The organism is Streptomyces sp. NBC_00984, from assembly GCF_045162475.1.
In the GTDB taxonomy this organism is placed as follows: domain Bacteria; phylum Actinomycetota; class Actinomycetes; order Streptomycetales; family Streptomycetaceae; genus Streptomyces.
The window spans coordinates 6,809,383-6,823,013 of sequence record NZ_CP108734.1 but is presented as its reverse complement, the minus strand read 5'-3'; the positions used below and the strand labels follow the sequence as shown (position 1 = coordinate 6,823,013).

At 71.8% G+C, this 13,631-nt stretch carries 14 protein-coding genes and 2 pseudogenes; 7 read left to right on the top strand and 9 right to left on the bottom strand.

Annotation, left to right across the window (positions count from 1 at the left end):
* Nucleotides 1-7 precede the first annotated feature (7 nt).
* Together OG520_RS30485 and OG520_RS30480 are read right to left on the bottom strand one after the other, a co-directional pair.
* Nucleotides 8-658, bottom strand: coding sequence for a uridine kinase (locus OG520_RS30485; protein WP_266420849.1), 651 nt, complete (start codon nucleotides 656-658; stop codon nucleotides 8-10).
* A gap of 28 nt (nucleotides 659-686) precedes the next feature.
* Nucleotides 687-1,526: a hypothetical protein gene (locus OG520_RS30480; RefSeq protein ID WP_406015294.1), complete on the bottom strand. Its 840-nt coding sequence runs from the start codon at nucleotides 1,524-1,526 to the stop codon at nucleotides 687-689.
* A 65-nt stretch (nucleotides 1,527-1,591) separates the two neighbouring features.
* Between OG520_RS30480 and OG520_RS30475 the strand changes: the two genes are divergently transcribed.
* Nucleotides 1,592-1,957, top strand: a complete 366-nt coding sequence (locus tag OG520_RS30475; protein ID WP_406015293.1) for a nuclear transport factor 2 family protein — start codon at nucleotides 1,592-1,594, stop codon at nucleotides 1,955-1,957.
* Nucleotides 1,958-2,103: 146 nt separating this feature from the next.
* On the opposite strand, the gene OG520_RS30470 is transcribed toward OG520_RS30475, so the two are convergent.
* Nucleotides 2,104-2,772, bottom strand: a complete 669-nt coding sequence (locus OG520_RS30470; RefSeq protein WP_406015292.1) for a winged helix-turn-helix transcriptional regulator — start codon at nucleotides 2,770-2,772, stop codon at nucleotides 2,104-2,106.
* A gap of 86 nt (nucleotides 2,773-2,858) precedes the next feature.
* Here OG520_RS30470 and OG520_RS30465 point away from each other — a divergent pair, with 86 nt between their 5' ends.
* The 3 genes from OG520_RS30465 (at nucleotide 2,859) to OG520_RS30455 (ending at nucleotide 5,559) form a co-directional block, all read left to right on the top strand.
* Nucleotides 2,859-4,070: a pyridoxal phosphate-dependent aminotransferase gene (locus tag OG520_RS30465; protein WP_385331450.1), complete on the top strand. Its 1,212-nt coding sequence runs from the start codon at nucleotides 2,859-2,861 to the stop codon at nucleotides 4,068-4,070.
* A 13-nt stretch (nucleotides 4,071-4,083) separates the two neighbouring features.
* Nucleotides 4,084-4,701, top strand: a complete 618-nt coding sequence (locus tag OG520_RS30460; RefSeq protein ID WP_406015291.1) for a peptidase — start codon at nucleotides 4,084-4,086, stop codon at nucleotides 4,699-4,701.
* 321 nt (nucleotides 4,702-5,022) lie between these two features.
* Complete coding sequence (locus OG520_RS30455) at nucleotides 5,023-5,559, top strand: transposase (protein ID WP_406016604.1); 537 nt, start codon at nucleotides 5,023-5,025, stop codon at nucleotides 5,557-5,559.
* Nucleotides 5,560-5,743: 184 nt separating this feature from the next.
* Here OG520_RS30455 and OG520_RS30450 read toward each other — a convergent pair.
* The 3 genes and pseudogenes from OG520_RS30450 to OG520_RS30440 all read right to left on the bottom strand — a co-directional run.
* Nucleotides 5,744-5,829 (bottom strand): annotated as a pseudogene (locus tag OG520_RS30450).
* 27 nt (nucleotides 5,830-5,856) lie between these two features.
* Entirely contained in the window at nucleotides 5,857-6,588 is a 732-nt protein-coding gene (locus OG520_RS30445; protein ID WP_406015290.1) for a hypothetical protein, read from the bottom strand.
* A 62-nt stretch (nucleotides 6,589-6,650) separates the two neighbouring features.
* A pseudogene (locus OG520_RS30440) lies at nucleotides 6,651-6,788 on the bottom strand (RidA family protein); the annotation flags it as partial.
* 306 nt (nucleotides 6,789-7,094) lie between these two features.
* Here OG520_RS30440 and OG520_RS30435 point away from each other — a divergent pair.
* Nucleotides 7,095-7,610: a DUF3574 domain-containing protein gene (locus OG520_RS30435; RefSeq protein WP_406015289.1), complete on the top strand. Its 516-nt coding sequence runs from the start codon at nucleotides 7,095-7,097 to the stop codon at nucleotides 7,608-7,610.
* An 18-nt stretch (nucleotides 7,611-7,628) separates the two neighbouring features.
* Here OG520_RS30435 and OG520_RS30430 read toward each other — a convergent pair whose 3' ends face one another.
* Nucleotides 7,629-8,177, bottom strand: a complete 549-nt coding sequence (locus OG520_RS30430) for an HXXEE domain-containing protein (RefSeq protein ID WP_406015288.1) — start codon at nucleotides 8,175-8,177, stop codon at nucleotides 7,629-7,631.
* 80 nt (nucleotides 8,178-8,257) lie between these two features.
* Between OG520_RS30430 and OG520_RS30425 the strand changes: the two genes are divergently transcribed.
* Nucleotides 8,258-8,836 (top strand): TetR/AcrR family transcriptional regulator, encoded by a 579-nt coding sequence (locus OG520_RS30425; protein WP_406015287.1) that lies wholly within the window; start codon nucleotides 8,258-8,260, stop codon nucleotides 8,834-8,836.
* A gap of 89 nt (nucleotides 8,837-8,925) precedes the next feature.
* Nucleotides 8,926-9,237: a hypothetical protein gene (locus OG520_RS30420; protein ID WP_266420827.1), complete on the top strand. Its 312-nt coding sequence runs from the start codon at nucleotides 8,926-8,928 to the stop codon at nucleotides 9,235-9,237.
* Nucleotides 9,238-9,266: 29 nt separating this feature from the next.
* Here the strand turns inward: OG520_RS30420 and OG520_RS30415 are convergent, their stop codons facing one another.
* Nucleotides 9,267-10,571 (bottom strand): SWIM zinc finger family protein, encoded by a 1,305-nt coding sequence (locus tag OG520_RS30415; RefSeq protein WP_406015286.1) that lies wholly within the window; start codon nucleotides 10,569-10,571, stop codon nucleotides 9,267-9,269.
* Nucleotides 10,568-13,522, bottom strand: coding sequence for a DEAD/DEAH box helicase (locus OG520_RS30410; RefSeq protein WP_406015285.1), 2,955 nt, complete (start codon nucleotides 13,520-13,522; stop codon nucleotides 10,568-10,570). The genes OG520_RS30415 and OG520_RS30410 overlap by 4 nt, the downstream gene beginning before the upstream one ends.
* Nucleotides 13,523-13,631 lie beyond the last annotated feature (109 nt).

Below are 13,631 nucleotides of genomic sequence, written 5' to 3'. Positions count from 1 at the left end.
CAGGACGTCAGGTCGCCGCCCCGCCCCACCCGGTCCAGGCCGGGTGCAGCGGATCGTCGGCCCGCACGACCGCGTCCGCACGTTCGCCGGGCGCCGCCTCGTCCTCGTACCGCGCGAAAGCGGGCAACGTCCAGCGCTCGCCCTCCTCGGTGCGCCGCCGCAGCGCGCCCGGCGACAACCGCAGATGGACACTCAGATCGAACGGGAACCAGTGCCCCAGCAGCAACGGGCCGTGCATCACCAGCACTCCGCCCTCGGGCAGCGGCCGGTACGGGCTGCGCGTGGCCCGGTCGGTCACCGGATCCCAGAGATCGGTCAGCACCCGCCCGCTCCCGCCGGCCTCCAGCGGCCCGAAGACCTCGCGCCACAGCGCGCCCGTGTCGAACCAGCTGTCGTAGTACGAGTCGGGGTCCTCCTTGCCGTACTCGTACCGGAGACTCGCCGGCCGCAGGAATCCCTGGGTGGACACGACCAGCACCGCACGGCCCCGGACCCGCAACGCCTGTGCGACGCGCTCGGCCGGCTCCCCGGTACGGGCCGCCGGAGCACCGTCGACGGCGACCTTCAGCCAGGGCCCGCCGTCGGCGGGTTCGAGGGCGTCGGCACGTGCGGCGAAGGCTTCGGCCAGCCGCTCCCAGGTGATCGCTTCGAATCGCACCCGCCCATCATCGCCCCGGCTCCGGTGCTCAGTGCCGGCCGTGGCGCCCTTCGAGCACGTCCACGCATGTGTGCAGCTCCGGACGGGGCTCGATGCCGCACTCCCGCATCGCGTGGACGGCCTGGATGGTCCGGCCCGCCAGGACCAGCGCGTCGACCCGCTCGCGTACGTCGGCGGGGAACGTCCACCACATGAGCTGTGCCCGGTGGCCCTCGGCGAGGCGCAGCACACGGTCGGCGAGCGGGCGCAGGCCGGGTTCGCGGTCGGCCGCCGTATCGGCGAGCCGGCGGATGTCGTCGAACCACCGTCCGGACACGCCGTCCGGTGCGTCGATGCGCCGGAGGCCGCGCTCCAGCAGCCCCTGGGCGTTCTGCGGCTGTCCGCGCAGTACGGCCTTCGTCGCGGCGACCGCGTTGGCCAGCGCGCTCGCCGGCCGCGACCAGTCGTCGCCGTCCGTCGCGGGGCCGTCCTGGCCGTGGCCGGACCGGTGGGCGCCCGGTGACGCCCCGATCTCCAGGTCCACGCGCCAGAACAGCGGAAGCCCGCGGAAGGCGGCGAAGAGCAGCCGCCGCTCGCGGGAGTTCCGCGACTCGGGATCCGTACGCAGGGAGTCCAGGGGCGAAACCGCTTCGAGCACGCCCGGGACGGCGGCGAGGCAGGTGTCGAACCGGTCGCCGGGCACGGTCCAGGCGATGTCGATGTCGCTGTACGCGTCCGCTGTTCCGCGGGCGAGCGAGCCCCGCAGCTCCGCCCGCGAACCGGGGCAGTGCGCGGTGAGCGCCCGCGTCAGGTCCTGTGCGAACGCGGCGCGGCGCACCGGGTCGAGTTCACACGCGCTCGTCCGGTCCCAGGGGTCCTCCGCATTCATGGCCTCTCTCCTCTCGTCAGAAAAATGCTCCGTTCCCGGCGGGTTCGCCTCCTACGATCGTCCCCATGGACCTCGAATTCGCCCGTACGTTCGCCGCCGAGTGGCTGGACGGCTGGAACTCCCATGATCTGGACCGCATTCTGACGCCCTATCACGACGACGTGACGTTCAGTTCACCCGTAATCGCGCAGATGACCGGCGACGCGTCCAGCACGGTGCACGGCAAGGAGGCGCTGCGGGCGTACTGGGCGACGGGCCTGGAGCGCATCCCCGAGCTGCGGTTCGAGCTGGTGGACGTCCGGGTGAGCGTCCATGCCCTGGTGATCGACTACCGCAATCAGATCGGCGGCCGGGTCAGCGAGGTGCTGACCTTCCGCGACGGGCTGGTGATCTCCGGCTTCGGGGCGTACGGGGAGACGCTCGCCGACTGACAACCGGCCCACCGCATCGGGGCGTACGGGGAGACGCTCGCCGACTGACGACCGGCCCACCGCGTCGGCGCCCGGAGATCGCCCCGAACCGATCAACACCCACGGTCCCCGGGGAAGTCGGCGCGGGAAGCCTTCGGGCCGCTCCGTCAGTCGCCGCGCAGCTCGGCGGCGAGCGGCCCGTCGCCCGACACCTCGACGCGCCCGTCCTCGACGGCCTCCGCGAGGGTCAGCCCGCCCTGCGCGAGCTCCAGGCAGACCTCGACGTCGAGTGCGATGCGGGCATCGGCACGGGCGGCGGGACCATCCCCGTAGACAGCCGCCCCGTCCTCCGCAGCACCGGCACGCACGTGGAACTCGCCCTCTTCCAGGTGCACTTCTACGACCCCGGCGTAGGTCAGCCCGTCCAGCGCACGCAGCAGCGGGAGGGCGAACCAGTGGGCCCGCACCGCGTCGGTGGGCCGCCGTTCGGCGAGCTCGGGCGCACCCCACTCCGCGAGCGCGGCGAGCACCGGCATCAGACCGTGGCCGCGGCCGGTCAGTTCGTAGACCGAGGCGGCGGCGGGCGGCGGGAGCCGGCGGCGGGTGGCGAGGCCGCTCTGCTCCATGTCCCTGAGCCGGGAGGCGAGCACGTCCGTACTGACGCCCGGCAGGTCGGCGTGGAGGTCGGTGTAGCGGCGGGGGCCCGCCAGCAGTTCACGGACGATCAGCAGGGTCCACCGGTCGCCCACGGAATCGAGGGCCCGTGCGGTGGCACAGAACTGGTCGTAGCTCCGGCGGCGGACCGGACGCGTTGCGGGCTGTTGCTGACGTGGCATGCGACGCAGTCTAGACATGTTGTTGGACATTCCAAGCCCGAGCTTGGTAAAACCAAGTATCGCAATCAGGTCGGGGAGGCCACCGCATGGAATTCCGGCAGTCCAGCAAGCTCAACGAGGTCTGTTACGAGATCCGGGGCCCGGTCATCGAGCACGCCAACGCCCTGGAGGAGGCGGGCCACAGCGTGCTCCGGCTCAACACGGGCAACCCCGCGCTCTTCGGTTTCGAGGCGCCGGAGGAGGTCGTCCAGGACATGATCCGGATGCTTCCGCAGGCCCACGGCTACACGGATTCGCGCGGCATCCTGTCCGCCCGCCGGGCGGTGGCGCAGCGCTACCAGGCGATGGGGCTGCCGGACGTCGGGGTCGACGACATCTTCCTCGGCAACGGTGTCTCCGAGCTGATCTCGATGGCCGTCCAGGCGCTGCTGGAGGACGGCGACGAGGTGCTCGTCCCGTCCCCCGACTACCCGCTGTGGACCGCGGTGGTGACCCTCGCGGGCGGCAAGTCCGTGCACTACACCTGCGACGAGGCGTCGGACTGGAACCCGGACCTCGCCGACATGGCTTCGAAGATCACCGACCGCACCAAGGCCGTCGTGATCATCAACCCGAACAATCCGACCGGCGCCGTCTACCCGCGCGAGATCCTCGAAGGCATCCTCGATCTGGCGCGCAGGCACGGCCTGATGGTGTTCGCCGACGAGATCTACGACCAGATCCTGTACGACGACGCCGAGCACCACAGCGTGGCGGCCCTCGCCCCCGACCTGGTCTGCCTCACCTTCAGCGGCCTGTCCAAGACGTACCGCGTGGCGGGCTTCCGCTCCGGCTGGATGGTGGTCTCCGGCCCGCAGCAGCACGCCCGCAACTATCTGGAGGGGCTGACCACGCTCGCCTCCATGCGGCTGTGCCCCAACGCGCCCGCGCAGTACGCCATTCAGGCCGCGCTCGGCGGCCGGCAGTCGATCCGGGAGCTGGTCGCACCGGGCGGCAGGCTGTACGAGCAGCGCAACCGGGCCTGGGAAAAGCTGAACGAGATCCCCGGGGTGTCGTGCGTGAAGCCGAAGGGGGCGCTGTACGCGTTCCCGCGTCTCGACCCGAAGGTGCATCGCATCGTCGACGACGAGAAGTTCGTGCTGGATCTGCTGCTGCGGGAGAAGATCCAGGTCGTGCAGGGCACCGGCTTCAACTGGCCGCGGCCCGACCACTTCCGGATCCTCACGCTCCCGTACGCTGACGATCTCGACGCGGCGATCAGCCGCATCGGCCGCTTCCTGACCGGATACCGCCAGTGATCGGATGCCCCCGGTGACCTGCTCCACCTGCCGTTTTCCCGTCCATACCCAGTTCGCCTCGTCCGGGCTCGTCGGCCCGATCGTGGAGGACGGACTCGATCCGGCCACCGACCCGGCCTGGGCCGAGTCGGGGGCGGCGTCACCGGCCGAGTACGCGCGCTGGTCGGGTCATCTGTGCGGTATGACCTGCCTGCGCATGGCACTCGGCGCCGGGGCCCCGTCCCTGTTCGCGCTGCGCGACGGGGCACTCCGGTACGGCGCGTACACGGAGGACGCACAGGGCGAGATCCGGGGTCTGATCTACGCCCCCTTCGCCGAGTACGCACGCGAGGTGCACGGTGTGGACGCCACGGTGCACCGCCATCTCGCGCCGGAGGAGATCCTCGGCCTGCTGGACGGCGGCCGGACGGTGATGGCCTCGGTGCACTACGGCATCCGGTACCCCGGGCGGCCGGCTCCCGGACGGGGCGGGCATCTGGTGCTGCTGACGTCCCGTACGGCCGACGGCACGGGCTTCCACTTCCACAACCCGTCGGGCACGACGGCGGGAACGCGGACCGCGGAGCTCGCGCTGCCCGACTTCGAGCGCTTCTTCGCGGGGCGCGGGGTGTCGCTGCCCGCGAGCGGCTGAGAGGCTGTCGGGTGGCCGGTTGATTGCGCTGCGATGAGGCCCTCGACGGGACGTCGAGCCGGTCGGGCGACTGCATACACAGCAGATCCATCACCGTGAGAGAGCCGTCGGCGAACACGATGAAGTCCCCGTCGGGCGCCTCCCGGTCACGCCATCGCCGGCGCACCTGCCGGGCCATGGCCGTCGTGACCGAATCGTTCATGCGCGGCATTGTGGCACGGAGCATCGCGCGAGCCCCGTGACCGGGGCCCGGCCCCCGTCTGGACCTCTTGGACTGCGCGGAAGGCGTGGAAGGCGTGGAAGGCGCGGAAGGCCTGAGGGCTGCTGGTCGTCGCCGTCACCTCCGCTTCCGTGCAGGACCGGACCGGAGGCCGCACCGTCCCGGCCCGGCTCGCCGCCGGATTCCGCACGATCAGTCTGGTGCGGGCCGACGGAGGGTACGCCAACTCCGTTGATTCCACGCTTCTTTCGTGGACCCGGGATGCGTTGAACATCGTTGTCGAGATCGCGAAGCGGACCGACGACGTCAAGGGCTTCAAGGTCCTGCCCCGCCGCTGGATGGTGGAGCGAAGTTCGGGCCGGCCGGTCAGCCATCGCGGTGGAGCCATGAATCCCACCGCAAGACCGCCCGAGCCAAGACCGCCCGAGCCAAGACCGTCGAGGACCTCATCGCAGCGTAATCAACCGGCCGCCCGACAGCCTCTGAGCGGTGCGTCGCGGGACCGCACCGCACGTCGCCGGAGACGGGAGCGGGCCCGGGGGCGTAGCCGGCCCCCGAGCCCTGGTGTGCCACCCATTCGGCACGCCGACACTTTTAAGGACCCGTGTCAGGTTTATGTCGCCGCGTCCTGCCTTTAGACGACCGCAGATCGAAGCTCTGCGAGCCGGAGTCGAACCGGCATCTCGACGCCCATGGGCACGGGCCCATTTGATTCGGCGATGGGTGGCGAATGCTGAGTCTGGAGCAAGAGTCTGAGATTGATCGCGGTCTGCCTCTTCCATTTGGGCTACCCCGGCCCGTTCGTGTGCGGGAGGCACGGAATGCCGGGGGGAGGACTCGAACCTCCACTGGAACCGCGTCGTCACGACAAGCTTCAGTTTCAGCTTGCGCTCCTCGCGCACCCCGGCCGAAATGAGTCGGCCGTCAATGGTCGGTCACCCGAAGAGGTAACCGAATACCGCATCACCCACCCGCTGGTCGGTGACGTCCGCGCCGTTGGCTTCCTCGCGGGCGTACTTCACGGCCTGCTGGAGCTTCTCCACCCGGTCCAGCAGCTCGTTGACGCGCCGCGCGGGAAGGGCGCCGGAGAACTTCACCGTCGTCCAGTACCCGATCGGGATGTCCTCGTAGTACACCTCGACCTGCGCCGGGTGCTTGTCGGTGGCCTCCGCCTTCACGTGGTTGCGGGGCACCTTCTTCGTACGGAGGGTCCGCACCGGCTCGGTCTTCCAGGAGTCCGTCGACGGGTCCTGGGTCCAGGCCTCCGCGGCGTCGAGCACCGGCAGCTTGCGGACAAAGGTGTTGAGGTCCGTCAACTGCTTCTCCAGGAAGAGCAGATACGAGACCGGCACCTCGCTCACGAGCACCCGTCCGTCGACCTTCACGTCCGCGCGGGCCGTGCAGTTGGCCCAGTCCTTCGTGGCGGTCACATCGAAGAGCCGGGTCAGGGTCGCCGCGGTCTCCCGCAGCACGTCCTCGGCCTTGATCTGCACCAGCGTCGACTCGGGCGGCAGCTGCTCGCCCTCCTCGTCCTTCGGCTGGTACGTCCGGGAGATCCCGGCCAGCAGGCCGGTCTTCTGGAGGCCGTGATGCGCCGCCGTCAGGTCCTGGTGAGCCTTGGACTTGACGCCCTTCTCCACTGCGATGATCTGATTGAGTTTCGCCACGTCGAGGACGCTAGCAACGTCAAGTCGGCCGGGACAAACGACTTTTCGAATGCCCCCGGATGTCAGGCGGGCAGTGCCGCAGTGAGGTCGACCTCGGTCAGCTGTCCGGGGAAGCCGAACCGCACGACTTCGAGGAGCGTGCTCGCGGTGGTGAACGCGGGCCCGATGACCGATCCGGTGAGCCGGCCCCCGGCGGCCCCAGGCGACCCCCAGGGACCGTGACGTCGTCGCCGACCACGTGGATCACCGACCGACTTGGGCCGCGGGGCGCAGCGGGATTTCGACAGCGCCCCGGACCGACCCGTACGGGTGGTTTCCGCCGGATGCCCATGTCCCTGCCGCTGCCCGGCGGGGACCGCTTGTCACAGTGAGGCCCGCGCATCCGCACCACCGGCCCGCAGGCTCCGCGCTCGCGCACGGACTCCGTCCTCGCGGGCCTCTCCCCCAGTCGCGTCCGGACACCACCCGTCACCGCCTCCCCCAGGCGCCGAACGAAGGTCCTTGCCTTGCCTCGTCTCCCCCGCTTCGCCGTCCCGAAGGGCCTCACCGGCCCCAGGAATCACACCGCGCTCACCGCGACGGCCACCGCCCTGGCCGTACTGACCGTGGGAACGCCCGTCGCGTACGCCACACTCGGCGACGAAGCCCCCGCGGCCTCGCGGCCCCCGGCGTCGGCCCTCGCCTCGCGCGGGAAGGCCTACATCGAGACCCGGCTGTTTTTCGGCACCGAACGCCCCGACGGCGGACCCGATGTGACCGATCGTCAATTCCTGGCCTTCATCGACGAGGAGGTCACACCGCGCTTCCCGAACGGACTGACCATCCAGGACGGCCGGGGGCAGTGGCGGGACTCCAACGGAGTCATCGAACGGGAGCGCAGCTACGAACTGACCCTGCTCTACCCCGCGTCCGAGGCCCGTGTGCGCGACGCCCGGATCGAGCGGATCCGCGACGCCTACGAGAAGGCCTATGCCCAGGAATCGGTGGCCCGGCTCGAGGAGCGCACGACCGCCGACTTCTGACACCCGGCCACCGCCCGGTCACACCGCCGCGCGGGCCCTGCGCCCGCGCGGCCGGTTGATCCGGTGCGCCAGCGCGTGAACTCCCGCCACGGTCACCGGAAGAAGCGCCAGTGCCGCAGCGGTCGCGCCGGCGCCGCCGCTCCTGATACCGGCCGCCTTCAGCCGCCGCAGGGCCCAGACCGAGTACGGAATGACGACCGTCGGCGCCGTGACCACCCCCGGCGTGTAGCCCCGGTACGCCAGCGACTGCGCCAGGTGCGCGACACCGTGCACCCCGAAGCCGACCAGCACGCTCCGGAAGAACGGGCTGCGGCCGCCGGTGCGCGCCCCGTCCGCCGACGCCGCCACCATGACCCCACCCATGAGGCCGATCGCGACACCGACGTCCCGCTGCGAGAGCTCCATCCGCTTCCAGACCGCTTCGGGCACCCCCGGGAACCGCTCCTGGAGCACGGGCCGGGCGGCCCGCGCCCAGCCGGCCATGGTGGCCAGTTCCTCCAGGTCGTTGGCCACCCAGGCGGCGAGCAGCCCCCAGGTCACCGCCTTGGAAACCGTCGCCTCCGCCATACCGGGCCTCCTGCGTCGCAGTACGATGACAGCACCCTACAGCGCAACGCAACGTTGCGTTGCTTTTCTCTGGAGTGCTCATGCCCGACCCGACCGTGAACCGCCGTCCGGGCCGGGGCCCCCGCGCCGCGGAGGCGATCTTCGACACCACGCTGCGCCATCTCGCGGAACGCGGCTACGCCCGGCTCACCATCGAGGCCGTCGCCCAGGAATCCGGGGTCAACAAGACGACGATCTACCGCTGGTGGCCCTCGAAACCGGCGCTCCTGCGGGCGGCACTGATCCATGCCCGAGTCCTCGACATCGACATCCCCGACACCGGCAGCCTCCGCGGTGATCTGATCGCCCTCACCGAACAGATCACCGGCCTGCTCACCAACGGGCGCACGGAACCCGTGGCCCGCGCCATGACCTCGGGCACCGGCCTGCCCGACGACGAACTCGCCGCGCTCACCCGCGACTTCTTCGCCGATCGCTTCTCCCGTGAACAGCCGGTCTTCACCCGCGCCGCCGCCCGCGGCGAACTCCCCGTGGGCGCCGACCCGATGCTGCTGCTGGACCTGATCGCGGGGGCGGTCTGGATGCGGGTGCTGCTCCGCCGCGAACCGGTACCGCCGGACTTCGCCCGGGATGTCGTCGATGCCGTGCTGCCTCGCTGACGGCGCCGGGAGCGGGAGCGGTCCGTTCGGGTACTGTGCCGCGGCCGGGTACGGGACCGTACACACGCACGGGACGGGGAACGATCCACATGGGCACGCCAGTACGTCACTTCACAGCCACGACACCGGACGGTCAGGTGTTCACGGTCAATATCGAGCGGGACTTCCGGTACGACCCGTACCGCGACTTCCTCGTCTGCACCCACTGCGACTGGTCGCCGTCACTGCTGACCATGAAGAAGATCGTCGACATGGCCGGGGAACATCTGGCATCGGTTCACGGTGCCGACCAGGGCCTGTCCCAGCAGGACAACGAGGGGTACCGCAAAGCAGGGCTGATCATGCTGCCGATCACCGCCGTGTTGCTGATCGCTCTCTTCGTCTATCTGCAGAACTCCTGAGAGCAGGGTGTTACCGGTGCCGGCCGGACTCAGCCCCCGCTGAGCTCCATGAGCGCGCTCACCGGGTCGGTGTCCGGGGTCGCGCGGGGCCACCAGTCGTCCTCGCCCGGCTCGGATTCGTAGCCGTACCAACGGCCGTCGTGGCCGAAGCGGAGCTGGAGCGTGCCGCCGGGGTGTGTGAGGTGGTTGCGCCGGGGCTGGAAGCGCGGGAAGCCGGCTGCCGAGAGTGCGGGGCGGGCCCGGTCGAAGGGGCCGGCCGGGGGGTCCCAGGGGGTTTCGAGGACGGCGAGCCCTCCGGCGCCGCCCTGGCGCCAGGCCGCGACCGCCCGCGCCAGGTCGGTGGTGGTGCGGCCGGTGGCGTATGCCAGCTCGCGGTAGAGGGCGCGGGTGGTGGCGGTGAGCCCGGCGGTGGGACGGGACGCGGCCAGCCGAACCGCGTCCTGCCAGGGGGTGAGTCCGGCGAGCGGGTCGCGGCCGGTGGTGAGGAGCGCGTGCGCGCGGGCCGCCGCGTCCGTGGCGAGGTGGTCGAGGGCGAGCGGGTCGCGCGCCCCGGGCAGGCTCGGGTACGAGGGTGGCTGTGCGGGATACGGCAGCACCGGCAGTGGGGCGGGGAGCGGCGGAAGATAGCGGTCGGCGAGGGCTGCGCGGGCCGGTACCGAGGGGGCGGCGGGGGCCGTGGGACGTTCCCGGGCGGAATGTGCGGCGTTGCGGCGTCCCAGCTCTTCGAGGAGCTCCCGTTCCCCTCGGCCGCGCAGCAGCAGAAGGACGAACGGGTCGGTGTCCAGGAGCCGCGCCATCTGGTAGCAGAGCGCGGCCACGTGCTTGCAGGGCCAACCGTGGTCCGGGCAGGAGCAGCCAGGGTCGAGGTCTCCCGCGGCGGGCAGCAGCCCGACGCCGGCCTCGGCCGCCGTGTCGGCCAGCGAGTGCGGCATCTCCTTGGTGAGCAGCGCGGCGAGGTGGCCGGGCCGGGCCGCGACGGCGTCGAGAAAGGTGTCCCAGTCGGGGTCGGCGAGGGTCCGCAGCCGCAGTTCGCAGCGGTAGGGGCGGGGGCGGCTGCCGTGGACGTAGGCGACGACCCGTCCGGGGGTGACGGTGATCGCGGCGACCTTGCCGCTGTCGGCGTACGTACGGCCGCGGGAGAGCCGGCCCTCGTCCATCGAGAGGGATTCCAGGGCGGCCACCCAGGCACGGCCCCACCAGCTGTCCGCGAAGGGTTCGTCGCCGTCGGAGGTGCGGGGTGGTACGGCCTCGAAGGTGCGCCGCAGGTCGTCGGGGCCGGGGCGCGGGCGGGCGGCGGAACGGGGGTCGTGACCGCTGTGCGGGCGGGGGCTCATGCCGGCCTCCGGAGCGAGACGAGATCGGCCAGGTCGTGGTCGCTGAGCTCGGTCAGTGCGGTCTCGCCGGTCCCGAGGACCGTGTCGGCCAGGGCGCGCTTCGCCTCCAGCAGCTCGCCGATCCGGTCTTCGACGGTGCCTTCCGCGATCAGCCGGTGAACCTGCACGGGCTGCGTCTGGCCGATGCGGTACGCCCGGTCCGTGGCCTGTTCCTCGACGGCCGGGTTCCACCAGCGGTCGTAGTGGATGACGTGGGCGGCCCTGGTCAGATTGAGTCCGGTGCCCGCCGCCTTGAGGGAGAGCAGGAAGACCGGGACCTCGCCGGACTGGAAGCGGTCCACCATCCGTTCCCGCTCGGCGACCGGCGTACCGCCGTGCAGGAGCTGGGAGGGGATGGCACGCGAGGCGAGGTGGGCGGAGAGCAGTCTGGCCATGGTCACGTACTGGGTGAAGATGAGGACGGAACCGTCCTCGGCGAGGATCGTGTCGAGGAGTTCGTCGAGCAGGGCGAGCTTTCCGGAACGGCCGACGAGGCGGGTCGGCTCCTCCTTCAGATACTGCGCGGGGTGGTTGCAGATCTGCTTGAGCGAGGCCAGCAGCTTCATGATCAGGCCGCGCCGGGCGATGCCCTCCGAGGCCTCGATGAACGCCATCGTCTCGCGGACCGCCGCCTCGTACAGCGTGACCTGCTCGCGGGTGAGGAAGACGGGGTGGTCGGTCTCCGTCTTGGGCGGCAGTTCGGGGGCGATGCCCGGGTCGGACTTCTTGCGGCGCAGGAGAAAGGGCCGGACCAGGCGGGAGAGCCGTTCGACCGCTTCGTCGTTGGCGAGCCCGGCAGCCGTACCGGTGTTCTCGACGATACGGGCGTGCCGGGCGCGGAAGGCCTTGAGGGGGCCGAGCAGACCGGGAGTGGTCCAGTCGAGCAGGGCCCACAGCTCGGAGAGGTTGTTCTCCACCGGGGTGCCGGTGAGGGCGACTCTGGCCGGGGCCGGGATGGTGCGCAGCGCCTTCGCCGTGGAGGACTGCGGGTTCTTCACGTGCTGGGCCTCGTCGGCGACGATCAGTCCCCAGCTGTGGCCGGCCAGTTGGGCGGCGCTGGAACGCATCGTGCCGTACGTGGTGAGGACGAAGCCGCCGTCGGGCTCGGCGAGCGTGCGATCGGTGCCGTGGAAGCGGCGCACGGGGACACCGGGGGCGAAGCGGTTGATCTCCCGGTGCCAGTTGCCCAGGAGGGAGGCGGGGCAGATCACCAGGGTGGGCGCGGGATGGGCGCGGTGCAGATGGAGGGCGATGAGGGTGATCGTCTTGCCCAGGCCCATGTCGTCCGCGAGGCAGCCGCCGAGGCCGAGCGAGGTCATCCGGTCCAGCCAGGCCAGGCCGCGCAGCTGGTAGTCGCGGAGCGTGGCGTCGAGGCCGGGCGGCGGGGCGATGGCGGTGTGGTCGTCGGTGATGCGCGCGCGGAGTGCGGCCAGCGCCCCGACGGGCACGGCCTCGACCTGTTCGCCGTCGACCTCGGCGGTGCCGGTCAGGGCGACGGCGAGGGCGTCGACCGGATCGAGCAGGCCGAGCTCCCGCTTGCGTGCCTTGCGTACGAGCGCGGGGTCGACGACGACCCACTGGTCCCGCAGGCGCACCACCGGCCGGTGGGCCTCCGCGAGGATGTCCATCTCCGCCTCGGTGAGCTGCTCGTCGCCCAGCGAGAGCTGCCAGTCGAAGGCGAAGAGCTGCTCGGCGTCGAAGAACGAGGTGCCGTCGGTGGCCGAGCCGGGCGCGGGCCGCACGACGGCGGAGGCGGTGAGCGAGCGGACGAGCTCCCTGGGCCAGTGGACGCTCACTCCGGCCGCCGCCAGCCGGACTCCGGCGTCGCCGAGCAGCTCGTACAGCTCGTCCTCCGCCAGGGCGAGCACATCGGGCACCGGCTGGTCCAGCAACCGCTCCAGCGGCGCCCAGACGCGGGCGGCGCGGCGCAGGGCGAGCACGGCGTCGACCTTGGCCCGCGGGCCGAACGGCTCGCCCGCCCCGCCGTTCCACAGCGCGGCGGCGTCGGTGACATAGGTCGGGTCGGCGAGGCTGTGCACCTGGGTGACGGCCGCGGCGGCGTGCCGCGCGGCGCCTCCGGTGCGGCCGCCGGGGCCGGTGGCATCGGTCCCTGCGGAGCCGGTGGCGTCGGAGGTGTCGTACGCATCGGCCGTGTCGAAGAGTTCGTACGCCGACAGGTCGAGGCGCAGCGACACCCGCACGCCCGCGTCGAGCCCGGCCGCGACCTCGACCGCCCAGTCGCGGACCCCCGGCAGGTGCTGGGCCTCGCGGGCCGCGAAGGGGGCCCCCATCGCGTACGCCGCGGCGGGCGTACGGGGCAGGGTGTCGGCCACCGCGTCGAGGAACGACCCGAGCAGCCACTCGGGGTCGGGGAGCCGGAGCGGTGTGCGATCCGGCAGCGGGACCGCGTGCCCCTCGGCCGGCATGGCGGCGGCGACCGCCCGGAGATGGGCGATGTCCTCGGCGTCGCGCGGCCCGGCCCGCCAGGCGTCGTGGTCGTCGCCCGTCAGGCCGGGGAGCAGTCTGCCGCGCGCCGCGAGGTTGAGCGCGTGGAGCGCGGCGGCGCCCCAGCATCGCGTGGCGGGGTGGGCGGACTCCTGGTGCCGGGCCCGGACCAGCAACGGCAGCGCATCGGCGACGGGCAGCAGGACCGCGGGCACCGTACGCCTGCGGATGTCGTCCCCCTGCCCGTGCCGACGGACGACGGTGATCTCGGCCGTACGCGCACCGGGTGCGGGGCTTCCCGGGTCCACGGGGTGTCCGCAGACCTCGCCCGGCTCCGGGAGGGGACCGCCGTCGGGATCCCAGAAGGCGACGCTCCCGCCCCGCGGCAGCGGTGCGGGCAGGAACACGGTGGCACAGCGCAGGAGACGGGCAGCGGAGGCGTCCTGCTGCTGTTGTGCCGTGGTCATCGGTCCCGCTCCCCTCCCGCCCCGGTCCTCTTGATCGCCTTGATCCTCATGACTCCTGCGAGTCTAGGCGGGGGGTCTGACAGCCGGTCGCCCGGCCGCATTTCAGCAG

Excerpts from the sequence above, each read along its gene's own strand:
- OG520_RS30475 (WP_406015293.1), top strand. The coding sequence starts at position 1,592 with ATGGACCTCGAATTCGCCCGTACGTTCGCCGCCGAGTGGCTGGACGGC.
- OG520_RS30420 (WP_266420827.1), top strand. The coding sequence starts at position 8,926 with ATGGGCACGCCAGTACGTCACTTCACAGCCACGACACCGGACGGTCAG.
- OG520_RS30480 (WP_406015294.1), bottom strand. The coding sequence starts at position 1,526 with ATGAATGCGGAGGACCCCTGGGACCGGACGAGCGCGTGTGAACTCGAC.
- OG520_RS30430 (WP_406015288.1), bottom strand. The coding sequence starts at position 8,177 with ATGGCGGAGGCGACGGTTTCCAAGGCGGTGACCTGGGGGCTGCTCGCC.
- OG520_RS30410 (WP_406015285.1), bottom strand. The coding sequence starts at position 13,522 with ATGACCACGGCACAACAGCAGCAGGACGCCTCCGCTGCCCGTCTCCTG.
- OG520_RS30415 (WP_406015286.1), bottom strand. The coding sequence starts at position 10,571 with ATGAGCCCCCGCCCGCACAGCGGTCACGACCCCCGTTCCGCCGCCCGC.
- OG520_RS30425 (WP_406015287.1), top strand. The coding sequence starts at position 8,258 with ATGCCCGACCCGACCGTGAACCGCCGTCCGGGCCGGGGCCCCCGCGCC.
- OG520_RS30470 (WP_406015292.1), bottom strand. The coding sequence starts at position 2,772 with ATGCCACGTCAGCAACAGCCCGCAACGCGTCCGGTCCGCCGCCGGAGC.
- OG520_RS30465 (WP_385331450.1), top strand. The coding sequence starts at position 2,859 with ATGGAATTCCGGCAGTCCAGCAAGCTCAACGAGGTCTGTTACGAGATC.